Annotated in this window: 23 protein-coding genes and 1 riboswitch; of the genes, 18 read left to right on the top strand and 5 right to left on the bottom strand. The window is 64.6% G+C overall.

Translation table 11 applies throughout. The annotated features are described in order from the left end of the window. Positions 1 to 27 precede the first annotated feature (27 nt). Entirely contained in the window at positions 28 to 177 is a 150-nt protein-coding gene (locus BcanWU425_RS36210; RefSeq protein ID WP_018456059.1) for a hypothetical protein, read from the bottom strand. Between the two features lie 332 nt (positions 178 to 509). On the opposite strand from BcanWU425_RS36210, the gene BcanWU425_RS36205 reads away from it, so the two are divergent. The 8 genes from BcanWU425_RS36205 (at position 510) to phoB (ending at position 8,267) form a co-directional block, all read left to right on the top strand. After that, positions 510 to 1,565 (top strand): lysylphosphatidylglycerol synthase domain-containing protein, encoded by a 1,056-nt coding sequence (locus tag BcanWU425_RS36205; RefSeq protein WP_018456061.1) that lies wholly within the window; start codon positions 510 to 512, stop codon positions 1,563 to 1,565. Positions 1,566 to 1,598: 33 nt separating this feature from the next. Next, the gene (locus BcanWU425_RS36200; RefSeq protein ID WP_018456062.1) at positions 1,599 to 2,897 is read left to right on the top strand and encodes an ATP-binding protein; all 1,299 of its coding nucleotides are present in this window, start codon (positions 1,599 to 1,601) and stop codon (positions 2,895 to 2,897) included. A 143-nt stretch (positions 2,898 to 3,040) separates the two neighbouring features. After that, positions 3,041 to 4,054: a phosphate ABC transporter substrate-binding protein PstS gene (gene pstS, locus BcanWU425_RS36195; RefSeq protein ID WP_085358361.1), complete on the top strand. Its 1,014-nt coding sequence runs from the start codon at positions 3,041 to 3,043 to the stop codon at positions 4,052 to 4,054. Between the two features lie 98 nt (positions 4,055 to 4,152). Beyond that, positions 4,153 to 5,142 carry a phosphate ABC transporter permease subunit PstC gene (gene pstC, locus BcanWU425_RS36190; protein WP_204514046.1) on the top strand — a complete coding sequence of 330 codons (990 nt, stop codon included), beginning with the start codon at positions 4,153 to 4,155 and terminating at the stop codon, positions 5,140 to 5,142. Between the two features lie 4 nt (positions 5,143 to 5,146). Continuing rightward, positions 5,147 to 5,992, top strand: coding sequence for a phosphate ABC transporter permease PstA (pstA, locus tag BcanWU425_RS36185; RefSeq protein WP_018456065.1), 846 nt, complete (start codon positions 5,147 to 5,149; stop codon positions 5,990 to 5,992). Then, positions 5,989 to 6,810, top strand: a complete 822-nt coding sequence (gene pstB / locus BcanWU425_RS36180) for a phosphate ABC transporter ATP-binding protein PstB (protein WP_085349683.1) — start codon at positions 5,989 to 5,991, stop codon at positions 6,808 to 6,810. The genes pstA and pstB overlap by 4 nt, the downstream gene beginning before the upstream one ends. Positions 6,811 to 6,820: 10 nt before the next feature. Further along, positions 6,821 to 7,537, top strand: coding sequence for a phosphate signaling complex protein PhoU (phoU, locus tag BcanWU425_RS36175; protein ID WP_018456067.1), 717 nt, complete (start codon positions 6,821 to 6,823; stop codon positions 7,535 to 7,537). A 22-nt stretch (positions 7,538 to 7,559) separates the two neighbouring features. Further along, complete coding sequence (gene phoB / locus BcanWU425_RS36170; protein ID WP_007597871.1) at positions 7,560 to 8,267, top strand: phosphate regulon transcriptional regulator PhoB; 708 nt, start codon at positions 7,560 to 7,562, stop codon at positions 8,265 to 8,267. Between the two features lie 247 nt (positions 8,268 to 8,514). Here the strand turns inward: phoB and BcanWU425_RS36165 are convergent, their stop codons facing one another. Next, entirely contained in the window at positions 8,515 to 9,027 is a 513-nt protein-coding gene (locus BcanWU425_RS36165) for a GcrA family cell cycle regulator (protein WP_007597869.1), read from the bottom strand. Positions 9,028 to 9,482: 455 nt separating this feature from the next. Between BcanWU425_RS36165 and BcanWU425_RS36160 the strand changes: the two genes are divergently transcribed. From BcanWU425_RS36160 to BcanWU425_RS36150, 3 genes are all read left to right on the top strand, one after another. Continuing rightward, positions 9,483 to 10,685, top strand: a complete 1,203-nt coding sequence (locus tag BcanWU425_RS36160) for an aspartate aminotransferase family protein (RefSeq protein WP_026233078.1) — start codon at positions 9,483 to 9,485, stop codon at positions 10,683 to 10,685. Then, the gene (gene argF / locus BcanWU425_RS36155) at positions 10,685 to 11,620 is read left to right on the top strand and encodes an ornithine carbamoyltransferase (protein ID WP_085349685.1); all 936 of its coding nucleotides are present in this window, start codon (positions 10,685 to 10,687) and stop codon (positions 11,618 to 11,620) included. The genes BcanWU425_RS36160 and argF overlap by 1 nt, the downstream gene beginning before the upstream one ends. Before the next feature lie 164 nt (positions 11,621 to 11,784). Next, positions 11,785 to 12,804, top strand: coding sequence for an Hsp33 family molecular chaperone (locus BcanWU425_RS36150; RefSeq protein WP_026233079.1), 1,020 nt, complete (start codon positions 11,785 to 11,787; stop codon positions 12,802 to 12,804). Positions 12,805 to 12,865: 61 nt separating this feature from the next. On the opposite strand, the gene apaG is transcribed toward BcanWU425_RS36150, so the two are convergent. Beyond that, the gene (gene apaG / locus BcanWU425_RS36145) at positions 12,866 to 13,258 is read right to left on the bottom strand and encodes a Co2+/Mg2+ efflux protein ApaG (protein WP_026233080.1); all 393 of its coding nucleotides are present in this window, start codon (positions 13,256 to 13,258) and stop codon (positions 12,866 to 12,868) included. Positions 13,259 to 13,462: 204 nt separating this feature from the next. Here apaG and BcanWU425_RS36140 point away from each other — a divergent pair, with 204 nt between their 5' ends. From BcanWU425_RS36140 to BcanWU425_RS36130, 3 genes are read left to right on the top strand one after another with little or no spacing between them, the layout of a single operon-like run. Beyond that, a complete protein-coding gene (locus BcanWU425_RS36140; protein ID WP_085349686.1) occupies positions 13,463 to 14,728 on the top strand; it encodes an OpgC domain-containing protein in 1,266 nt (421 codons plus the stop codon). Beyond that, the gene (locus tag BcanWU425_RS36135; protein WP_018456073.1) at positions 14,728 to 15,507 is read left to right on the top strand and encodes an SGNH/GDSL hydrolase family protein; all 780 of its coding nucleotides are present in this window, start codon (positions 14,728 to 14,730) and stop codon (positions 15,505 to 15,507) included. Before BcanWU425_RS36140 ends, BcanWU425_RS36135 begins: the two co-directional genes overlap by 1 nt. A 12-nt stretch (positions 15,508 to 15,519) precedes the next feature. Beyond that, on the top strand, positions 15,520 to 16,512 hold the full coding sequence (locus tag BcanWU425_RS36130; protein WP_026233081.1) for an SGNH/GDSL hydrolase family protein: 993 nt from the start codon (positions 15,520 to 15,522) through the stop codon (positions 16,510 to 16,512). Between the two features lie 54 nt (positions 16,513 to 16,566). On the opposite strand, the gene BcanWU425_RS36125 is transcribed toward BcanWU425_RS36130, so the two are convergent. Further along, on the bottom strand, positions 16,567 to 17,763 hold the full coding sequence (locus BcanWU425_RS36125; RefSeq protein WP_007615678.1) for an O-succinylhomoserine sulfhydrylase: 1,197 nt from the start codon (positions 17,761 to 17,763) through the stop codon (positions 16,567 to 16,569). Between the two features lie 70 nt (positions 17,764 to 17,833). Then, positions 17,834 to 17,913, bottom strand: a riboswitch (SAM riboswitch). 80 nt (positions 17,914 to 17,993) lie between these two features. Between BcanWU425_RS36125 and BcanWU425_RS36120 the strand changes: the two genes are divergently transcribed. From BcanWU425_RS36120 to BcanWU425_RS36105, 4 genes are all read left to right on the top strand, one after another. Then, on the top strand, positions 17,994 to 19,130 hold the full coding sequence (locus BcanWU425_RS36120; protein ID WP_085349689.1) for a 2'-deoxycytidine 5'-triphosphate deaminase: 1,137 nt from the start codon (positions 17,994 to 17,996) through the stop codon (positions 19,128 to 19,130). A 177-nt stretch (positions 19,131 to 19,307) separates the two neighbouring features. Beyond that, positions 19,308 to 19,736 (top strand): PAS domain-containing protein, encoded by a 429-nt coding sequence (locus tag BcanWU425_RS36115; protein WP_018456077.1) that lies wholly within the window; start codon positions 19,308 to 19,310, stop codon positions 19,734 to 19,736. Positions 19,737 to 19,840: 104 nt separating this feature from the next. After that, complete coding sequence (locus BcanWU425_RS36110) at positions 19,841 to 20,890, top strand: hypothetical protein (protein WP_204513160.1); 1,050 nt, start codon at positions 19,841 to 19,843, stop codon at positions 20,888 to 20,890. 161 nt (positions 20,891 to 21,051) lie between these two features. Then, entirely contained in the window at positions 21,052 to 22,497 is a 1,446-nt protein-coding gene (locus BcanWU425_RS36105) for an MATE family efflux transporter (RefSeq protein WP_085349691.1), read from the top strand. Here BcanWU425_RS36105 and BcanWU425_RS36100 read toward each other — a convergent pair. Next, on the bottom strand, positions 22,494 to 23,000 hold the full coding sequence (locus BcanWU425_RS36100; RefSeq protein ID WP_026233082.1) for a hypothetical protein: 507 nt from the start codon (positions 22,998 to 23,000) through the stop codon (positions 22,494 to 22,496). The genes BcanWU425_RS36105 and BcanWU425_RS36100 overlap by 4 nt on opposite strands. Positions 23,001 to 23,006: the final 6 nt, after the last annotated feature.

Genomic DNA, 23,006 nt, shown 5'->3' with positions numbered 1-23,006 from the left:
GCAGAACGCTACCTCCGAACGACGTGCTCATCGCGGCCGCTGGCGGGCGGCCGCAATGACGTCTGTGATGTCGCAGTGCAACCGGATGATCGAGCGCGAGCCGTCGGCCACGTAATCGTGCGCGCCGCAGCGGCCGCGCGCGGCGCGACCCTCTTTCAACAGCGAAATCCCGCCCATAGATTGATTTCGACTTAAGCCGTGACGGAACATTGTACGGCCGAAATCATCAAAACTTCATGGCGTCTGCGCCAGGATGGCCATGGAGATTCGCGTCAGGCTTGCCGCCGAAAGCGCCAAACCGTGCATCAGGAGCCCGCAACCTGCCTAAAACCTTGAAGCCACGACTTTTTGTTCGAATTGTCGAATTCCACTCCGCCCCAAAACGCGCTAGTGGAGGGGCAGGGGGCATGCGCGATGCCGGAGCCGCCGGCGAGGATTCGTCGGGTGCCTGCGTGTCGTCCGCCTGTTCGCCGGCCACCCTGGCCGCTGAAGCGTTGTTCGAGGTTTAGATGCTGGAAGCCATACGCAGGGCGATGTCGTTTCTGCGCCAGAAGCAAATCCTGCATAAGCTTGGAGTTGTGATCAGCGTCGCGGTCATCGGCATCGCTTGCTATGTGCTCTACCACATGCTGCGCGGCATCGATGTCAACGAAGTCCTCGAAGCGATCAAGAGCACCGAGCCGAGCCAGATCGCGATGGCGGCGCTGTTCGTCGCTGCGGGCTATTTCACGCTGACCTTCTACGACCTGTTCGCCGTGCGCGCGATCGGCCATCCCCACGTGCCCTATCGGATTAACGCGCTCGCTGCCTTCACCAGCTATTCGATCGGCCACAATGTCGGCGCCAGCGTCTTCACCGGCGGCGCGGTGCGCTACCGCATCTATTCCGCCTATGGCCTGAACGCGATCGACGTCGCAAAGATCTGCTTCCTCGCCGGCCTGACCTTCTGGCTCGGCAATGCCGCGGTGCTGGGCCTCGGCATCTCCTATCATCCGGAAGCCGCGGCCTCGATCGACATGCTTCCGCCCTGGCTGAACCGGATGCTGGCGATGATGATCATCGTCGGACTGGTCGCTTACGTGGTCTGGGTCTGGACCCAGCCGCGCATGGTCGGCCGCGGGCCCTGGACCGTGATGCTGCCGGGCGGCCCGCTGACGCTGCTCCAGATCGCGATCGGCATCATCGATCTCGGCTTCTGCGCGCTCGCGATGTACGTGCTGGTCCCTGACGAGCCCAATCTCGGTTTCGTGGTGGTCGCGGTGATCTTCGTCTCGGCCACGCTGCTCGGCTTTGCCAGCCATTCGCCCGGAGGCCTTGGCGTGTTCGACGCGGCGATGCTGGTCGGGCTCTGGCAGATGGACCGCGAGGAGCTGCTGGGCGGGATGCTGCTGTTCCGCGTCCTCTATTATCTGTCCCCTTTTGTCATATCTGTAATCTTGCTGACGTTTCGCGAAGTTATCATCGGCGCACGATCGAAGCGCCTGCAGCAGGCTGCGCTCAAGCTCGACCCCGGCCCCGCGCCTGAAGCCGCTTACGTGAGAAAGCGCAGCGACAGCGGCGCCTGACCGGCGCAAGGCCTTTTGGAGAAGCCCGCCCCGATGGCGATCGACGCCCCAACTTCTCCCTCCTCCCCGCCCTGGTCCGACCGGCTGCGGCACTCGACCGTCATCCTGATCGCCGCGGCGCTCGCGCTATCCGTGGTGGTCTCGCTGGGGGAATTATCGGCGCTGCATGCGATTGCGGTGTTCCTCTGCATCGCGGCCGCAGCGCTGATCCCGTGGCGCCTGCACGATACCGCCGCCTCGCGCGAAGAGACCCGCCGCGTCAACCCGGTCGAGAGCGCGGCGGTCGCCGCAGTGGTCGCCGGCATGCCCGATCCCGCGGTGCTGCTCGACCGCGCCGGCCGCGTCATCCATCTCAACGCCGCAGCCGCCCAGCTCGCGCCGGCACTGCGCCGGAATGAGCTCGCCCAGTTCGCGCTGCGCTCGCCCGAGATCATCACGGCGCTGCGCGAGTCGATCGCGACCACCGAGCCGCGGCGCGCGACCTATCTCGACCATGTCCCGGTCGATCGCTGGATGGAGCTGACCATCACGCCGGTGCCGGTGCCGACCACCTTTGGCGGCGCCGACAAATGCATGCTGATGACCTTTCACGACCAGACGCCGCTGCGCCGGGTCGAGGAAATGCGGGCCGATTTCGTCGCCAATGCCAGCCACGAGCTGCGCACGCCGCTGGCCGCGCTGTCCGGCTTCATCGACACGCTCCAGGGCCAGGCCAAGGACGATCCCAAGGCGCGCGAGCGCTTCCTCGGCATCATGCACAACCAAGCCACCCGGATGGCGCGCCTGATCGACGATCTCTTGTCGCTGTCGCGGGTGGAGCTGTCGGCCCATGTGCGGCCCGACACCCTGGTCGACCTGCTGCCGATCATCTTGCAGGTCGCCGATGGGCTCGAGCCGCTGGCGCGGGAACGCCAGGTCGAGGTCGAGACCCAGCTGCCCGAGACCCCGGTGCTGATCGCGGGGGACCGCGAGGAGTTGCTCCGCCTGTTCGAGAATTTGATCGAGAACGCGCTCAAATACGGCGCCTCCGGTGGACGCATTATCGTGTCGCTGATATCAGGCGCGGCCCCTGATGGAACTCAGGAAATCCGGGTGCTGGTCCGGGATTTCGGCCCCGGCATCGCGCCGGAGCACCTGCCGCGGCTGACCGAGCGCTTCTACCGGGTCGATGTCGGCGACAGCCGCTCGCAGGGCGGCACCGGCCTGGGATTGTCGCTGGTGAAACATATTCTTAACCGTCATCGCGGCCGGCTTTTGATCGAAAGCGTGCCCAAACAGGGCGCCACTTTCACCGCCTGTTTTCCCCAGGGCAAGCCTGCGGCTCTGAGCTAAATTCCAGCGATTTCAGCTGCTTAACACTGTCATCCGACTGTCACCAAACCTTCGTAAAAGCTCAGCTGTCCGCTCCTAAAGGGGCGGCACGGGGAGCGCGATCGGGCGCGGATGGCGCTTCGCTCCCCTGTATGGAGACCAGCATGAATTTCCTCAAAACACTCGTCGCTGCTGGCATGGTCGCCGCATCGACGACGGCGGCCTTTGCTGCCGACATCACCGGAGCCGGCGCGACGTTCCCGTTCCCGATCTATTCCAAATGGGCCGACGCCTACAAGAAGGAGACCGGCAACGGTCTGAACTACCAGTCGATCGGCTCCGGCGGCGGCATTAAGCAGATCCAGGCCAAGACCGTGACCTTCGGCGCCAGCGATGCGCCGCTCAAGGCCGAGCAGCTCGAGAAGGACGGCCTCGTCCAGTGGCCGATGGTGATGGGTGCCATCGTGCCCGTCGTCAACATCGAGGGCGTGAAGCCCGGTGAACTGGTGTTCGACGGCGAGACGCTGGCCAGCATCTATCTCGGCAAGATCACCAAATGGGACGACGCCGCGATCAAGAAGCTCAACCCGAACGTGAAGCTGCCCTCGGAGGCCATCACCGTGGTCCGCCGTTCGGACGGTTCGGGCACCACCTTCAACTTCACCAACTACCTCGCCAAGGCCAGCGCGGATTGGAAGAGCAAGGTCGGTGAGGGTACCGCGGTCGAGTGGCCGGTCGGCGTCGGCGCCAAGGGCAATGAAGGCGTGTCCGGCAACATCAGCCAGACCAAGAACTCGATTGGCTATGTCGAGTACGCCTATGCCAAGCAGAACAAGCTGACCTACACCGGTCTCATCAACAAGGCCGGCAAGCCTGTGCAGCCCACCGTCGAAGCCTTCCAGGCGGCCGCCTCCAACGCCGACTGGGCCAAGGCTCCCGGCTACTACGTCATCCTGACCGACCAGCCCGGCGAGAAATCCTGGCCGATCACGGCGGCGACCTTCATCCTCATGCACAAGGACGCCACCGACAAGGCGGCCTCGCAGGAAGCCATCAAGTTCTTCCGCTGGGCCTTCAAGAGCGGCGGCAAGGCGGCTGAAGAGCTCGACTACATCCCGATGCCGGATCCGGTCGTTCAGCTGATCGAGAAGACCTGGGCTGCCGACATCAAGAGCTAGGTTCGCGACGCTCGTGCCCCGGATGCGCTGCGCTACATCCGGGGCACGGACCAACAAAAAACGTATACTATTTGGTACAGGGGATCGGCGTGGCAGAGATGGCCGTTCAGAGCGATGTAATCGACGACGCCGGACCGTATGACCGCGCCAAGGCCTTGAGCGCGTTCAAGCTCGGCGACGTTACCTTCTACTGGATTACGCGGCTCTCCGCGATCTCGGTGCTTCTGATCCTCGGCGGCATCATCATTTCGCTGATCGTCGGCGCTTTCCCGGCGATGAAAGAATACGGCGTCTCCTTCCTGTGGACGCAGCGCTGGGCGCCCTCCGCAGATCCGCCGGTGCTCGGCGCGCTCGGGCCGATGTACGGCACGCTCGTCACCTCCTTCATCGCGATGCTGATCGCCATTCCCGTGGGTCTCGGCATTGCGATCTTCCTCACCGAGCTCTGCCCGCAATGGCTGCGCCGCCCGATCGGCATGGCAATCGAGCTGCTCGCCGGTATTCCCTCGATCATCTACGGCATGTGGGGCTTCTTCGTGTTGGGTCCGTTCCTGGCCAACACGTTCCAGCCCTTCATGATCAAGATCTTCGACGGCGTTCCCGTGCTGGGCGCGATCTTCGCAGGTCCCCCGTCCTATCTCAGCCTGTTCAATGCCGCGCTGATCCTTGCCATCATGGTGCTGCCCTTCATCACCTCGATCTCGGTCGACGTGTTCAAGACGGTGCCTCCGGTCCTGAAGGAAGCCGCCTACGGCGTCGGCTGCACCACATGGGAAGTCGTCCGCAGCGTGGTGATCCCCTACACCCGGGTCGGCGTCATCGGCGGCATCATGCTGGCGCTGGGCCGCTCGCTCGGCGAGACCATGGCGGTGACCTTCATCATCGGCAACTCGTTCCGGATCTCGTCATCGATCTTTGCGCCGGGCACCACGATCTCGGCGGCGATCGCATCCGAGTTCGCCGAGAGCGACGGCCTGCACCAATCCGGCCTGATCCTGCTCGGCCTCCTGCTGTTCGTTCTGACCTTCTTCGTGCTCGCAGCGGCGCGGCTGATGCTGATGCGGCTGGAAAAGAAGGCGGGGAATTAGCGCCATGAATCCGATCTATTCACGCCGACGCCGCAAGGACATCGTCGTCCGCGGGCTCTGCATCGCCGCAACCGCCTTCGGCGTCACCTGGCTCGCGCTGATCCTGATCACGCTGCTCTACAACGGGCTGGCGGGACTCAATGTCCAGCTGTTCACCGAGAACACGCCGCCACCGGGATCGAACGAGGGCGGTCTGCTCAACGCCATCGTCGGCTCGCTGATCATGACCGTGATCGGCGTCGGCATCGGCGCGCCGCTCGGCATGTTCGCCGGCACCTATCTCGCCGAATACGGCCGCAACGACCGGCTGACCTCGGTGATCCGCTTCATCAACGACATCCTGCTCTCGGCGCCCTCGATCATCATCGGCCTGTTCATCTACGGCGCCGTGGTGGTGCCGATGCGCGGCTTCTCGGCGATCGCAGGCTCGCTCGCCCTCGCGGTCATCGTGATCCCGGTGGTGCTGCGCACGACCGAGGACATGCTGCTGCTGGTGCCGAACGCGTTGCGCGAGGCGGCCTCGGCGCTCGGCCTGCCGCGTTCGCTGGTGATCAAGCGGATCGCTTATCGGGCTGCCCGATCGGGTCTCATCACCGGCGTGCTGCTCGCGACCGCTCGCGTCGCCGGTGAAACCGCGCCGCTGCTGTTCACCGCGCTATCGAACCAGTTCTTCAGCCTCGGCCTGAACAAGACGATGGCGAACCTGCCTGTGACCATCAACAACTTCGTGCAGAGCCCCTATGCCTATTGGAAGCAGTTGGCCTGGAGCGGGGCGCTGCTCATCACCCTGACCGTTCTTGCCCTTAATATTTTCGCGCGCATCCTTGGCGCCGAGAGGACCGCAAAATGAGTGATCTTTCCGTGTCGATGAGCGCGTCCGGTGGACTGCCGCACGCGGCGGTGCTGCCCGAGGCGCCCCCGAAGGTGACCGTGCGTAACCTGAACTTCTATTACGGCGAGCACCATGCGCTGAAGAACATCAACCTGACGCTCGGCGCCAACCGCGTTACGGCGTTCATCGGACCGTCGGGCTGCGGCAAGTCGACCCTGCTGCGCATCTTCAACCGGATGTACGACCTCTATCCCGGCCAGCGCGCCACCGGTCAGCTGATGCTCGATCAGACCAACATCCTCGACCCCAGGCTGGACCTCAATTTGCTGCGCGCCCGCGTCGGCATGGTGTTCCAGAAGCCGACGCCGTTCCCGATGACGATCTACGAGAACATCGCGTTCGGCATCCGTCTCTATGAGAAGATCTCGAAGTCCGAGATGGACGGCCGCGTCGAGAAGGCGCTGCGCGGCGGCGCGCTGTGGAACGAGGTCAAGGACAAGCTCAACGCCTCCGGCCTGTCGCTCTCCGGCGGCCAGCAGCAGCGCCTCTGCATCGCCCGCACCGTCGCGGTGCGGCCCGAGGTGATCCTGTTCGACGAACCCTGTTCGGCGCTCGACCCGATCTCGACCGCCAAGGTCGAGGAGCTGATCCAGGAGCTGTCCGAGGATTACACGATCGCTATCGTCACCCACAACATGCAACAGGCGGCGCGCGTCTCCGACAAGACCGCCTTCATGTATCTCGGCGAGCTGATAGAGTTCGACGACACCAGCAAGATCTTCACGTCGCCGTCAGATCGGCGCACGCAGGATTACATCACCGGCCGGTTCGGCTAGGAGACGCGACATGGGTTCTGAACATACCGCAAAGGCTTTCGACACCGACCTCCAGGAACTCACTCGCCTGGTCGCCGAGATGGGCGGCATCGCCGAGCGCATGATCGTCGAGTCCGTCGACGCGCTGATCCGCCGCGACGTCCCGCTCGGCCAGCGCGTCGTCGCCATCGACACCGAGCTCGACGCGCTGCAGAAGCGCATCGAGGAGCGTGCGGTGCTCACCATCGCCCGCCGCCAGCCGATGGCGGTCGATCTGCGCGAGATCGTCGGCGCCATGCGCGTCGCGACCGATCTCGAGCGCATCGGCGACCTCGCCAAGAACATGGGCAAGCGCGTCGCGGCGCTGGAGACGGACTTCCATCCGCTCAAGCTGTTCCGCGGCCTCGAGCACATGACCGACCTCGTGCAGCAGCAGGTCAAGTCGGTGCTGGACGCCTATGCCGCGCATGATCTGCCGGCGGCGATGGCGGTCTGGAAGGGCGACGAGGAGGTCGACGCCATCTGCACCTCGCTGTTCCGCGAGCTCCTCACCTACATGATGGAGGATCCGCGCAACATCTCGTTCTGCATCCATCTGATGTTCTGCGCCAAGAACATCGAGCGGATCGGCGACCACGCCACCAACATCGCCGAGACCGTGTTCTACATGATCGAGGGCCAGGCCATCACCGACAAGCGGCCGAAGGGCGACATGACGACCTTCGCCAACACGGTACCGAACACCTGAAGACTTAGGGAGCGACGACCCGATGGGCGCACGCATTATGGTGGTTGAGGACGAGGAAGCCCTGACCGAGCTTCTCCGCTACAACCTCGAAGGCGACGGCTATGACGTCGAGACGGTGATGCGCGGCGACGACGCCGACACCCGCCTCAAGGAGCACATCCCCGATCTGATCGTGCTCGACTGGATGCTGCCGGGCCTGTCAGGCATCGAATTGTGCCGGCGGCTTCGCACCCGTCCCGAGACCAAGCAGCTCCCGATCATCATGCTCACCGCGCGCGGCGAGGAGAGCGAGCGGGTGCGGGGTCTTGCGACCGGCGCCGACGATTACATCGTCAAGCCGTTCTCGGTGCCGGAGCTGCTGGCGCGCGTGAAAGGCCTGCTGCGGCGCGCAAGCCCGGAGCGGCTCGCGACGGTGCTTGCTTTTGGCGACATCGAGCTCGACCGCGACAAGCGCCGCGTGGCGCGCTCGGGCCGGCCGATCGATCTCGGTCCGACCGAATATCGCCTGCTGGAGTTCTTCCTGGAGCATCCGGGGCGCGTGTTCTCGCGCGAGCAACTGCTCGACAGCGTCTGGGGTCGCGACATCTATATCGACGAGCGCACCGTCGACGTGCATATCGGCCGCCTGCGCAAGCTGCTCAATCTCGGCCGCGAGCAGGACCCGATCCGCACCGTCCGCGGCGCCGGCTACGCGCTGGATGATCGGTTTGCCAAGGCGGAGCAGGTGTAGGGTTGCAGGCTTGTTTGTTGGCGAGTTGTCCCTGCATTCTCAGCCGTCGTCCCGGACAAGCGAGCGAAGCGAGCGCTGATCCGGGCCCATAACCACCGAACGTGGTTTGGCGAAGACTCGGAGTGACCCCTTCCGCACGATTATTGCGTGCTCGGAGTATGGGTCCCGGCCCCCCGTGCGCAATTGCGCACTAGGCCGGGACGACGCTGAAATTGTTGAATCGTCTTCGCGCGACGACTTGCCGTGATTACCGCGGACCCGGCTTCACCGGTGCGCGGCGCCGATCCGACGCCGGCTGGTACGCAACGCGCGAGTGCTGGGCGCAATAGGGCAGTCCGGACAGCGCCCTTCCACCGCAGAAGAAGAAGTCCGGGCTCGAGGGATCGCCGACCGGCCAGTGGCAGGTCGCCTCGTTCAATTCCAGCAGCGACAGCCGCTGGCTCATCGGCACCACGTTGTCATAGGTGACCGGATCCGGCTCAGCCTCCACCTCGAAGGCCTGCGCCAGCGCGGTGTTGCCGCGCGAGATCGGGCGGCTCACCCGCATCATGTGCTGCGCGGGGCGCGCCTTGCGCGGCCGCGGCGCTGCCGATGATGGGCTCTTGGCGCGGCCCGAAAGGCCGAGCCTGTGCACTTTGCCGATCACGGCATTGCGGGTCACATTGCCGAGCTCCGCCGCGATCTGGCTGGCCGAAAGTCCGGCCTCCCAGAGCTTTTTCAGCTGCTCGACGCGATCATCGGACCAGGTCAAAACCGTCATTGCACCCTTTCCCTCGCTGCGCGCCAGCCATCCTGGGGCCTCGCAGCGAATGCCTAAGCCTTCAAAAACCCGTGCCGCCAGAATCCCTTAAGGCTCGCCGGGCGCGTCTTGAACGCCCGAACGTTTACGCCGGTACATAAGGACTTAAAGATCAGAACCACTGCACGAGATGTCGTATCTGACAATCCAAACGCTACAATATGGCGTGACTCCCGCGCAAGAGTCCGCCGACTCGCTTCCACATGTTCCGTGGCCAAATCCCGCAAAATCGGCACCGCAAGACTACGGATTCAGCGTTTCGCGAGGCTTTCCGGGCGGCATTGACACCCGTTTCACCAGGCCTAAGATAGTCGCACGTGCCGCCCTCAAGAGGCGGCACGTTTCGTTTTCCGGGCCGGTCGATGGTGCGTTGCGCAATGCACGCTCACTCCGTCCGCAACATTCAAGTGACCATCATGACTAACAGCGCAGCGCCGCATTTGCTCCCCGTTTTCGCCAGGTCCGACCTTGGTTTCGAGCGTGGCGAAGGCTGCTGGCTGATCGCGACCAATGGCGAGCGCTATCTCGATTTCACCTCCGGGGTGGCGGTGAATGCGCTCGGCCATGCCCATCCGGCGCTGGTCGCGGCGTTGCAGGAGCAGGCCACCAAGCTCTGGCACATGTCGAATCTGTTCCAGAGCCCGGACGGCGAAAAGCTCGCCGCGCGCCTGTGCAATGAAAGTTTCGCGGATTTCGTGTTCTTCTGCAATTCCGGCGCCGAAGCGCTGGAATGCGTGATCAAGGTCGTGCGCCGTTATCACGCCGCAAAGGGTCATCCCGACCGCTATCGCATGATCACCTTCGAAGGCGCCTTCCATGGCCGCACGCTGGCGACGCTGGCCGCAACGGGATCGGCAAAATATCTCGAAGGTTTCGGCCCTCCGATGGAGGGCTTCGACCAGGTTGCGCATGGCGATCTCGATGCCGTGAAAAAGGCAATCGGTCCGCAGACCGCCGGCATCCTGATCGAGCCGATCCAGGGCGAGGGCGGTGTGCGTTCGGCAACGCCCGCCTTCCTGAGGGCGTTGCGCCAGCTCTGCGACGAGAAGGGTCTGTTGCTCGCCTTCGACGAGGTGCAGACCGGCATGGGCCGCACCGGCGATCTGTTCGCGTACCGCCGCCTTGGCGTCGAACCCGACGTGATGTCGCTGGCCAAGGCGCTCGGCGGCGGCTTCCCGATCGGCGCCTGCCTTGCGACCGCGGAAGCGGCGTCCGGCATGACGCCGGGCTCGCACGGCTCGACCTTCGGGGGCAATCCGCTCGCGATCGCGGCTGCGAACGCCGTGCTCGACGTCATGCTCAAGCCCGGCTTCTTCGACCACGTGCAGAGGATGTCGCTGCTGCTCAAGCAGAAGCTCGCCTCCGTGATCGACCGACACGGCGATGTCGTCAGCGAAGTGCGCGGCGAGGGCCTCCTGATCGGCATCAAGGCCGTGGTGCCCTCCGGCGATCTCGTTGCAGCCTTGCGCGACCAAAAGCTGCTCACCGTCGGTGCCGGCGACAATGTCGTGCGTTTCCTGCCGCCTTTGATCGTCACCGAAGCCGAGATCGAGGACAGCGTCGGGCGGCTCGAGCGCGCCTGCACCGCGTTGTCCGGCAACAAGCGGGCGGCAAGCTGATGAGCAAGTCGCCCGATAAAACACCGAAGCACTTCCTCGATATCAACGAGCTGCCGCTGTCGGAGCTCAAGCGCATGCTCGCTGCGTCCTCCGCGATGAAGGCGAAGCAGAAGGCGCATCAGCCGGTCAGGCCGCTCGAAGGCAAGACCCTGGCGATGATCTTCGAGCGCCCCTCGACGCGGACGCGGGTGTCTTTCGACGTCGCCATGCGCCAGCTCGGCGGCGAGCCCATCATGCTCACCGGCGCCGAAATGCAGCTCGGCCGCGGCGAGACCATCGCCGACACCGCGCGCGTGCTGTCGCGCTATGTCGACGCCATCATGATCCGCATTCTCAATCACGATGCGCTGCTGGAGCTTGCGGCAAACGCCACCGTGCCCGTCATCAACGGCCTGACGCGCCGCTCGCATCCCTGCCAGGTGATGGCGGACCTCATGACCTACGAGGAACATCGCGGCCCGATCGAGGGCAAGACCGTGGCCTGGACCGGCGACGACAACAACGTGCTCGCCTCCTGGGCGCACGCCGCCGAGCGCTTCAAGTTCCAGCTCAATGTCGCGACGCCTCCGGAGCTCGCGCCGAAAAAGGCGATGCGCGACTTCATCAAGGCGACGGGCGCGCCGATCATGCTCGGCACGGATGCCGAAGCCGCCGTGCGCGGCGCCGATTGTGTCGTGACCGACACCTGGGTGTCGATGGGCGACAAGGAAGGCGAGCACCGCCACAACGTGCTCAAGCCCTATCAGGTCAATGCGCAGCTGATGTCGCTTGCCAAGCCGGATGCGCTGTTCATGCACTGCCTGCCCGCCCATCGGGGCGAGGAGGTCACCGACGAGGTGATCGACGGTCCACAATCCGTCGTGTTCGACGAGGCCGAAAACCGCCTGCACGCGCAGAAGGGCATTCTGGCCTGGTGCTTCGACGCGGTGAAGTAATCCGGGCCGGTATCCGCCGTGCCGGCGAAGTAGGTCTTCATCGTCGTCCTGGCTTTCGCCAGGACGACGCTGAATTTGCCCTGCTTGCGTACGATCCGTTCTGCATTCCGGACCCCAGCCCTCACCCCCTTCCAATTCCGCCTTCCGACCCCAGATAAAGCGCCATGGTTTCCCAATCCCCTGATATGAAAACCGGGCCTGAAGGCCCGGTTCGCGCGCCATCCGCGGTTCCGATCGATGACGCCGTGCTGCCTTACGAGGTCGACGCGCTCGATGTGCGCGGTCGGCTGGTGCGGCTTGGTCCGGCGCTCGACGAAATCCTGACCAAGCACGATTATCCCGCGCCGGTCGGCAAGCTGCTCGGCGAGGCCATCGTGCTGACCACGCTGCTTGGCTCCTCGCTGAAGTTCGAGGGCCGCTTCATTCTCCAGGCCCAGACCGACGGTCCGGTGTCGTTCCTGGTCGTGGACTATCAGGCGCCGGATCGCCTGCGCGCCTATGCGCGCTACGACGCCGCGCGCCTCGGCGAGGCCAAAGATACTGGCACGCATTCCGGCGCGCTGCTGGGCCACGGTCATCTCGCCATGACCATCGACCAAGGCCCCGACATGAGCCGCTACCAGGGCCTGGTCGCGCTCGACGGCGGCAGCCTCGAAGACGCCGCTCACGAATATTTCCTGCGCTCCGAGCAGATCCCGACACGCGTGCGTCTCGCTGTCGGCGAGGAATGGCGTTCGAACGACGGCGGCAAGCATCGCTGGCGTGCTGGCGGCATGCTGATGCAGTTCCTGCCGAAGGCGCCCGAGCGTGCGCGGCAGGCCGATCTGCATCCCGGCGATGCGCCCGAAGGCGTCGAAGTGCACGCCGTCGCTGAAGACGATGCCTGGGTCGAGGCACGCTCGCTGATCGAGACCGTCGAAGACGTTGAGCTGATCGATCCGGAGCTGTCCGGGGAGCGGCTGCTCTACCGCCTGTTCCACGAGCGCGGCGTGCGCGTGTTCAATCCGCTGCCCTTGAAGGCGCAATGCTCCTGCTCGCGCGATGCGGTGGCATCGATGCTAAAGAGCTTTTCGTCTGACGACCGTGCCGCGATGGTCAAGGACGACAAGGTCGTCGTGACCTGCGAGTTCTGCAGCTCGGTGTACGAGTTCACGCCGGATGAAGCAGGCGTGGAAGACGCGTAAGGCGTTAGCCTGCAGGTGCGATAGGGTCGGCCAAAGCGGAGCGCGCCCACCATCTCCTGCCCTAATTCAACACCCGCTTGTTGTCCGGGCTGTCCAGCGAGAACGTGGGCACGTCGATCTCGAAGCGTTCGCCGGTCGCGCTGACCATCTGGTAGCGGCCGGTCATGAAGCCCGAGGCGGTCGTGAGCGGCACGCCCGAGGTGTATTCGAAGCGTTCGCCAGGCGCGAGCGTCGGCTGCTCGCCGACGACGCCCTCGCCCTTCACCTCCTGCTGCCGGCCGGTGGCATCGGTGATGATCCAGTGCCGGGTCTTGAGCTGCACGGTCTCGTCGCCGGAATTGGTGATGACGACGGTGTAGGCCCAGAAATAACGGGAGCGGTCGGCCGACGACTGCTCCGGAACAAAGTTCGGCTCGACGGTCACTTCGATCTGGCGGGTCACGGCGCGGTACATGATTGCCATCATACCGAAAACCGCTCCGGAACCAAACGCCGGAGACGCCTTGGCGACATCGTCCCGCCAGAATTCGCAGGGAAGTACACGTCCAAATGGGCTTGCAAATGTACTTGCTTGTGATCCGGTCGCTTTGCGAGATGACGGCCGGACCGGTACACTCCTTGCCACGTCGCGATTTGCGGAAGGGTTTTTAGGCCCCCGATGACCATTGCCGACCAAGTGACGGGATCGACGATCGCGGGAACCGCTAAACCTGTGGAGGTCAAATCCGCGGGAGCGAAGCGGCGCGCGGCCGCGCCGGCCATTTCGCTGCCCGCCATCGGCGAGCGCGAGCTCCGGCTCGACCTATTCCGCGGCCTTGCGCTGTGGCTGATCTTCATCGACCATTTGCCGCCGAGCCTTCTGACCTGGTTCACGATCCGCAATTACGGCTTCAGCGACGCCACCGAGATCTTCATCTTCATCTCCGGCTATACCGCCGCCTTCGTCTACGGTCGGGCGATGCTGGAGTCCGGCATCGTCGTCGCCACCGCGCGCATCCTGCGGCGCGTCTGGCAGATCTATGTCGCCCACGTCTTCCTGTTCACGATCTTCCTTGCCGAAATCTCCTACGTCGCGACCAGGTTCGAGAACCCGCTCTACACCGAAGAGATGGGCATCATGGATTTCCTCAAGCAGCCCGACGTCACGATCGTGCAGGCGCTGCTGCTGCGCTTCCGTCCGGTCAACATGGACGTGCTGCCGCTCTACATCGTGCTGATGCTGGCGCTGCCCTTGATCCTGTGGCTGATGAAGTGGCGCCCTGACGTGACGCTCGGCCTCTCGGTCGCGCTCTACGCGGTGACCTGGGAATACGACCTCTATCTGTCGGCCTATCCGAACGGCTTCTGGGCCTTCAATCCCTTCGCCTGGCAATTGCTGTTCGTGTTCGGGGCATGGTGCGCGCTCGGGGGTGCCCGACGCATGTCGCACATTCTGGCTTCGCGGGTGACGATGTGGATCGCGATCGCCTATCTGGTTGCGGCATTCTACGTGACGCTGACCTGGTATGTGCCGCAGCTCTCCCACTTCATGCCGAAGCGGCTCGAGCAGTGGATGTATCCGATCGACAAGGCCGACCTTGACGTGCTGCGCTTCACGCATTTCCTGGCGCTGGCCGCGCTCACCGTGCGCGTCCTGCCCCGGGACTGGCCGGGCCTGAAATCGCCCTGGCTGCGGCCGCTGATCCTGTGCGGCTCGCATTCCCTGGAGATATTCTGTCTCGGCGTCTTCCTCGCCTTTGCCGGCCATTTCATCCTGGCCGAAGTCTCGGGCGGCCCGGTCATGCATGCGCTAATAAGTCTCTCCGGAATCCTGATCATGTGGGCCATGGCCTGGCTGATTTCGTGGTACAAGCGGGTGGCTGACAAGAGCGGTTCGAAAACCAAAAGCGCCGTCGGCAGCGCCGATATGGCGGGAGGGGGCTGATGAAGGCGAAGGTTTTCCTGAGCCTGATCCTGCTGTGCGGTGGTCTCGCCGCGCCTCCGGCGCGCGCGGACGATGCTGCGCCGGCTGCTTCAGCCGCGCCCGCAGCCTGTGAAGTGCCGTCCTATCTGCTCACCAGCGAAAGCCAGCTTCCCAAGGTCGCCGATGCCGTGAAGGCCGGCAAGCCGCTCGAAATCCTGGTCATCGGCAGTCGCTCGACCACGATTCCGGCTTCCGAGGACGCCTCTTATCCGGCGCGGATGCAGGCCATCCTGAAGGACAAGCTGCCGCCGTCCGAGACTGTGCACGTCTCCGTAGAAATACAGAGCAAGAAAACGGCCGAGGAGGCGGCTGCCAGCTTCGTTAAGCTGATGGAAGCAAAAACGCCTACTTTGGTCATCTGGCAGACCGGGACTGTCGATGCTATCCGAGCCATCGATCCCGATGATTTTCGTGGCGCGGTGACCGAAGGGGTTGTTGCGTTGCAAAAGGCAGGGGCTGACGTCGTCTTGATGAATTTGCAGTACAGTCCGCGTACCGAAACCATGATCTCGGTGCCGCCATACCTCGACAATATGCGGGTGGTGGCGCAGGAGCACGATATTCCGCTGTTCGATCGGTTCGCGATCATGCGGCAGTGGAATGATCAGGGCCAGTTCGACCTATTCAGCCCGTCGCGCGGGCCCGAGTTGGCGAAGCAGGTCCATGATTGCCTTGGCCGGGCGTTGGCACAGTTCCTGATCGACGCTGCCCATCTGGAGCCGGCCCAGCAGCAAAATTGAGGTCTAGCGTTAATGAGTTCTCTCCGCCCTTTTTGCCTGACGGCATGGCTGGCTGTGCCCGCAGCAGCGGTGCTGCTGTTGCTGAGTCCGGCCTCGCAGTCCCACGCGCAGACGCAGGCCGCGCAGGCAACACCGGCCCCGCAGCAGTCGGCTGATCCGGCTCCCGCTTCACCGTCCCAGACCACCGTCGCAGCGACGTCCCCCGACCAGCGCGGCATCACGGCGCGCGCCATCGACAAGGTGAAGCAGGTCGCGAAATCCGCCGGCGACATCTTTAGCCGCGTGCCCTGCCTGTCGCCGAAGGGCGGCTCGAAGGCGATGGGCTCGCTGCCGCATGTCGCGGGCAAGCTCGTCGCCGGCCAGCCCGTCGTCATCGTCGCGTTCGGCTCGTCGTCGACCGCGGGATTCGGCGCGAGCTCGCCGGAGTTCAACTATCCCAATCGCCTTGCCGCGCAGCTGCACCGGCACTATCCGACCGCCGACATCACCGTCGTCAATGCCGGCGTCGGCGGCGAGGATGCGCCCGAGATGATGAAGCGTCTCCAGAAAGAGGTGATCGACGTGCATCCGGATCTGGTGATCTGGCAGGTCGGCACCAATGCCGTGCTGCGCAATCTCGATCCTGGCGAGACCGCCAAACTTGTCGAGGACGGCATCGCTCGCATCCAGGCCACCGGCGGCACCGACATCGTGCTGGTCGATCCGCAATATTCGCCCGCGGTCAACCAGCGCGCCGAGAGCGCCGGCAAGATGGTGAAGCTGCTCGGCAAGGTCGCCGAGCTCCGTCACGTCGGCATCTTCCCGCGCTTCGAGGTGATGCGCGACTGGCACGAGAAGCAATCGCTTCCGGTCGAGAGTTTCGTGATCGCCGACGGACTGCACATGAACGATTGGGGCTATGCCTGCTTCGCCCAGCTCCTCGGCGACGACATCATTCGCTCCGTCGGCCAGATCAAGCTCGGCGTGAACGTGCCCGCGGACGTGCGGACGTACCGGCCAATGTGACTTGTCGTCCAGGCCCCCATGCGCAATTGCGCACTAGGCCGGGACGACAATAACTCACGCCTTCTCCAGCGCCGCCGTCAGATCCTCGATCAGATCGTCTGCGTGCTCAAGCCCCGCCGAGAAGCGGATGAATCCCTCGCTGATGCCTAGCGCGGCGCGGTCCTCCGGCTTGAGGCGCTGATGCGTCGTCGTTGCCGGATGCGTGACGAGGCTCTTGGCGTCGCCGAGATTGTTCGAGATCTTGGCAAGCTTGAGCTCGTTGAGCACGCGGAACGCCGCCTGCTTGCCGCCCTTGACCTCGAGGCCGACCAGCGTCGAGCCGCCGCGCATCTGCTTCTTCACCAATGCAGCCTGCGGATGATCGGCGCGGCCGGGAAACACCAGCCGCGAAATCTTCGGATGGCTCGCCAGCACGTCCGCGATGCGCGCGGCCGTCTCGGTCTGCGCGCGCACGCGCACGGCGAGCGTCTCCAGCCCCTTGAGCAGGACCCAGGCGTTGAACGGCGAGATCGACGGGCCGGTCTGGCGCATGAAATTGTGGATGTGCTCGGCGATGAACGCTTCCGAGGACAGGATGATGCCGCCGAGACAGCGGCCCTGGCCGTCGATGTGCTTGGTCGCGGAATAGACCACGACGTCGGCGCCGAGCGCGAGCGGGCTCTGCCAGATCGGGGTGGCGAACACGTTGTCGACGACGAGCCGCGCGCCGCCACTATGCGCGATCTCGGCAATGCCGGGAATGTCGAGCACGTCGAGCGTCGGATTGGTCGGGCTCTCCAGGAAGAACGTCTTGGTGTTCGGCTTCATGGCGCGCTGCCACTGGTCGAGATCGAGGCCGTCGACCAGCGTGGTCTCGATGCCGTAGCGCGGCAGTAAATCCTGCACGACGTAGAGACACGAGCCGAACAGCGCGCGCGAGGCCACGACGTGATCGCCGGCCTTGAGCGGCGCCAGGATCGCGGTCGTCACCGCGGCCATGCCGGTCGCGGCCGAACGTGCCGCTTCGGCGCCTTCGAGCTCGATCATGCGGCGCTCGAACATCGAGATGGTCGGATTGGAGTAGCGTGAATAGATGAAGCCGGGGTCCTCGCCCTTGAATCGCGCCTCGCACTCCTCGGCGCTGTTGTAAACGTAGCCCTGGGTCAGGAACAGCGACTCCGACGTCTCGCCATATTGCGAGCGTAAGGTGCCGGAATGAACCAGGCGAGTTTCGGGACGGTAGTGGGCGGTTGGCGCCGGGGACTTCGACATAGGACCTCCTGAAGTGACCATCGAGAATGGTCACAAAAAAACCGGCCTGGAATATCTCCACGGGCCGGGATCACAGAGGTCCCCGGCCTGTTTAGCGACTTATTTAACGTGGCTGCAAGCCGGCCGGCTCAAATCACCACGGGATAAGTCATGCTCATATTCCGCAATGCCCTTTCCGTCAAGACGTCCATCGGATAGCCGTAAAACGCTCATATTTCCCGCATGTCGGGATGTGTTTGATCCCTGATGAGGACCCCGGGTTGACGTTCACGGTCGCCGCCGACGCCAATGGTATCCTGCCCGACCGCATGATCGCGGCGATGGCGGAGGGCGGTCTCATCCTGCCCGCTTACGACTTCGTCGAAAGCCAGATCCAGCCGGCGAGCCTCGATTTGCGTCTTGGCGATATCGCCTATCGCGTTCGCGCCAGCTTCCTGCCCGGTCCCGGCGCCACGGTCGCCGAGCGCATCGACGAGTTGAAGCTGCACGAGTTCAGCCTCGCCGACGGCGCGGTGCTGGAGACCAACTGCGTCTACATCGTGCCGCTGCTTGAAAGCCTCGCGCTGCCGCCGGAAATCGTCGCGGCCGCCAACCCGAAGAGCTCGACCGGCCGGCTCGACGTCTTCACCCGCGTGATCGCCGACGGCACCCGCCGCTTCGACATGATCGGTGCCGGCTATCACGGCCCGCTCTATGCCGAGATCAGCCCGAAGACGTTTCCGGTGCTGGTCAGCGAGGGCTCGCGCCTGAGCCAGGTGCGCTTCCGCACCGGCGATGCCATCCTCAACATCGAGGACCTCGAGGCGCTGCACGCGACCGAGCGTCTCGTCGATATCGACGATGCCGACCTCACCGGCGGCGTCGCCGTCTCTGTTGATCTCTCCGGCGAGAAGAGCGGCGGCTTCGTCGGCTACCGCGCCAAGCGCCACACCGGCGTCATCGACGTCGATCGCCGCGCCGGCTATTCCGTCGAGGACTTCTGGGAGCCGATCTCGGCCCGTCCCGACGGCAGCCTGATCCTCGATCCCGGCGAGTTCTATATCCTCGCGTCGAAAGAGGCGGTGCAGGTGCCGCCCGATTACGCCGCGGAGATGGTGCCGTTCGATCCGCTGGTCGGCGAGTTCCGCGTGCATTATGCCGGATTCTTCGATCCCGGCTTCGGCTATGCCGGCGCCGGCGGGCTAGGCTCGCGCGCCGTGCTCGAAGTGCGCTCGCGCGAGGTGCCGTTCATCCTCGAGCACGGCCAGATCGTCGGCCGCCTCGTCTACGAGAAGATGCTGGCCCGCCCCGACGCGATGTACGGCCAGCGCATCGGCTCGAACTACCAGGCGCAGGGCCTGAAGCTGAGCAAGCATTTCCGGGTGTAGGGATAGCCTCACCTTCCGCTGTCATGCCTCGGCTTGACCGGGGCATCCAGTACGCCGTAGCCTATTGGTTCGATCACATCCGCCTCTGGAATACTGGATCGCCCGATCAAGTCGGGCGATGACACCGAATCTGTGTCAAGATGGGAAGTGAATCCGGGCTACGTCCGAGGTGGCGAAATGACAGATCAATCCGAACTCGACGCAAGAATCCTCGACGACGTCGCCGACGCGCTGATCTATTCGGATCGCTCCGGCACGATCATGCGCTGGAACCGCGCATCGTCCGCACTGTTCGGCTTCTCGGCGGACGAAGCGCTGGGCCAGAATCTCGACCTGATCATTCCCGAACATCTGCGCGCCGCGCACTGGAAAGGTTTTGAGGCCGCGCTTGCCAGCGGCGCGATGAAGCTTGCGGGCAAGCCGACACTGACCCGCGCGCTGCACAAGGACGGACGCAAGCTCTACATCGAGATGACCTTTGCGCTGGTGCGGGACGCCGCTGGAGTGGTGCAAGGATCGGTGGCGATGGCACGCGACGTCACCGAGCGCGTCGAGCGCGAGCGTGCCGCCAAAGCCTCGCAAACTAAGCCTGCGCAAAATTCGTGATGCGGAATTGGCGCGCCGGCGTGCAGGGCTCCCTGCGTGCGGCTCAACTTGTCCGTCACCGGATGCAGTGACACACTCGATCAGAACAACGATCGGGAGCGAACATGACCGCACCAGACCCCGCGCAGGAAGCTCAATGGAAACGCTGGCGCGCGGTTGCCGATCTCTATCACGCCTACTTCACCGGTCTGATCCTCACCGTGGTCACGCGTCGCGGCACGGCAGATGCTGCGGAGTTCGTCTTTCGCGTGTTCCGCCGCCAGCAGCAGGAGCGCTTCCTGCCGGGGCTGGAGAAGCTCGGGCTGAGCCATCTGCCGCCCGCCGTGGCAGCCGCGCAATATCACTATCTCTCGAACTGGATCGGCGGCGTGCACGTCGAATACATGTATGAGAGCGACCGCAAAGCCTGGATCCGCTATCCGCCGCCGCGCTGGATCTGGAAAGGCACTGCCATCTGCGGCGTGCCGGGCGAAGTCTCGCGCGCGATGCTGCGCGGCTGGCACGCCAACAACGGCGTGGCGCTCGGCGATACCAGATTGGGGTTCGTCTGCACCAAGCAGAGCGTCGACGGCCAGGACGGGCTCGAAGGCTACTATTATCAATATGACCAGCCCCTCGAACTCGACCAGCGCCTCGTGTTCGCGCGGCACCTCGAAGCCCCGCTGTTCGATGCAGCCGCGGCTCCGGCGTTGCCGGTCGCAAGCTGGCCAAGGCCGAGACTGGAAAAAGCCTATCGCAACTATGCGATGGAATATGTGCGCACCGCCGCGCCCGTGATGGTGCAGCTGTTCGGTCCGGAGGATGCGGGCTATCTCCTGCACCTCACGGGCAAGCTGATCGGGATGCAATATTTCGATGAGGTCGCTGCGGCGCTGTCGATGGGCCGCGGCGGTGCGAGCGAATTCGCGACGTTCCTCAACGCGCTGTTTGTCGCGCAGGACGATGCGGCTGAGACGACGCAATCCGAGGGCACGTTCGAAATCCGTCAGCAGAGCTGGAGGTTGATGGAAGACGGCGCCGATAACCACTCCGCTTGCGCCAAGGTGCTGGCGGGGTTGTTCGAGGGGCTTGCGGCCGGGTGCGGCCGGCACATCGGCGTGCACCTGTCCCCGACACCGAGCGGTCGTCCGCCATTGCTCTGGACGATTGGGTAGACGACGGCGTCACCGCGCTGCCGCAGGGCACGCCTGCACCTAGCGCAGGAGGAATCGCTGCGCGTCGTGCTAACAAGCCTCTTGTTGCGCCCTGCGCGAACCAATTCATTGGCACACCCAAGCATTGCTGCGCCGGAAATGGCGCTTTGCCCGGAGAGGACATGTCAGACATCGCCGAAATCCCGGTCGATGAACAAGAGCGTCCGCTGCCGCCGCCTCCGCGCCCCGTGAGGAGCGCGCTGATGGACGGGCCGATCCTGCGCACGCTGCTCGGGCTGGCCTGGCCCAACGTGGTCGCGCTCTCAGCCGGCACCTGCACCGTGATTGCGGAGACCTCCTATATCGGACGGCTCGGCGTGGAAGCGCTGGCCGCGATGGCGCTGGTGTTTCCGACAGTGATCCTGACCATGACCATGTCAGGCGGTGCGATGGGCGGCGCGGTGGCCTCCGCCATCGCGCGCGCGCTCGGCGCGGGCGATCGCGAGCGTGCCGGGACGCTCGCCGCGCACGCGCTGCTGATCGGCATCAGCTTCGGCCTCGTCTTCATGCTGGGCATGCTGATCTTCGGGCCCAAGGTGCTTGAGATGCTCGGCGGCCGCGGCGACGTGCTGACGCATGCGATCGCCTACACCCAGGTGTTTTTCGGCGGCGCCGTGCTGCCCTGGCTGCTCAACACCATGGCCGGCGTCCTGCGCGGCACCGGCAACATGAAGCTGCCGTCGCTGTTGATCCTCAATTCCGCGGCCTGGCAGATCGTGCTCGGTGGCACGCTTGGCCTCGGCCTCGGTCCGGTGCCGCAATTCGGCATGCGCGGGGTCGCCGCCGGCGCGCTGATTGCCTATTGCATGAATATCGGCGTGATGGGCTGGTACCTGTTCTCCGGCCGCGCCCGCGTGACGCCGAAGCTGCGCGGACTTCGCATCCAATGGGCGATGTTTTTCGACATCCTCAAAGTGGGCGCCATCGCCTGCTTCTCGCCGCTGCAATCGGTGCTGACGATCTCGATCTTCACTCACATGCTTGCGAAATTCGGCACCGCGATCCTGGCCGGCTACGGCATCGGTGCGCGGCTGGAATTCCTGCTGACCTCGATCGCGTTCTCGTTCGGCATCGCCTCGGTGCCGATGATCGGCATGGCGGTCGGCGCCGGCCGCATCGCCCGCGCCCGGCGCATCGCCTGGATCGCAGCGGCGAGCGCCTTCGTCGCCGTCGGTGCACCGGCGTGCCTGGTCGCGGCCTTCCCCGATCTCTGGGTGAACATCTTCACGGACAGCGCGACCGTGCGCGCCACCAGCCACCAATATTTGTCGACAGTGGCGCCGTTCTACGCCTTCATCGGCCTCGCCTCGACGATGTATTTCTCGTCGCAGGGCGCTGCGAAGGTGATCGGCCCGGTGCTGGCGCAGACCGCGCGGCTGATCTACATCTCGGCTGTCGGCTGGTGGCTGTCGACGCATGATGCCACCGCGCAAAGCTTCTTCTGGCTGGCGGCGAGCTCGATGGTCGTGCTCGGCCTGCTCTCGTGCTCCAGCGTGGTGCTGACACGCTGGGGACCGCGCCAAACCAAACCTGCGATCAGGCCGGCTCTGTCGGCCGCCGCGGACTAGCGGTGCCTGTGGCGGCGATGGCCGCCACCACCGCCGACATTGGCGAGCCGCATCAGTTGCGGAATCATCGCCATCATGTCGCCGCCACCGGCGCCGCCGAGCATGCCCATGATATCGCCGCCGCCGATGCCGCCCATTCCGGCCGGCATGGTGCCGCCTCCACCCATCGGCGCGTAGCCGCCGTAATTGGGCGCGCCGAAACCGCCGCCGAGGTTGCCGGCGCCGAGGCCGCCAATGCCACCGCCGCCCATCATGCCAAGACCACCACCGCCATTCTCCATCATGCGGCTCATCATCGGGCCCATGGTCTGCATCATCATGCCGAAGCGGCGCTTGCCCATCTTGGCCTTCATCATCTCGAGCATCGGCGCCATCTGGGTCATTATGTCCTCGCCGCCGGCACCGCCGCCGCCGAAGAACTGCGCCTTTGCCGGCGCGCTCGAAATCGAAAACATCAGCAGCACGGCGGCCGCCTGGCAGATCACCTTGTCCGCACCTCTCATGGCCTG

Source organism: Bradyrhizobium sp. WU425 (genome assembly GCF_021052305.1).
Classification (GTDB): domain Bacteria; phylum Pseudomonadota; class Alphaproteobacteria; order Rhizobiales; family Xanthobacteraceae; genus Bradyrhizobium; species Bradyrhizobium canariense_D.
The sequence above is the reverse complement of the archived record's forward strand: the minus strand, read 5'-3'. Positions and strand labels throughout refer to the sequence as shown.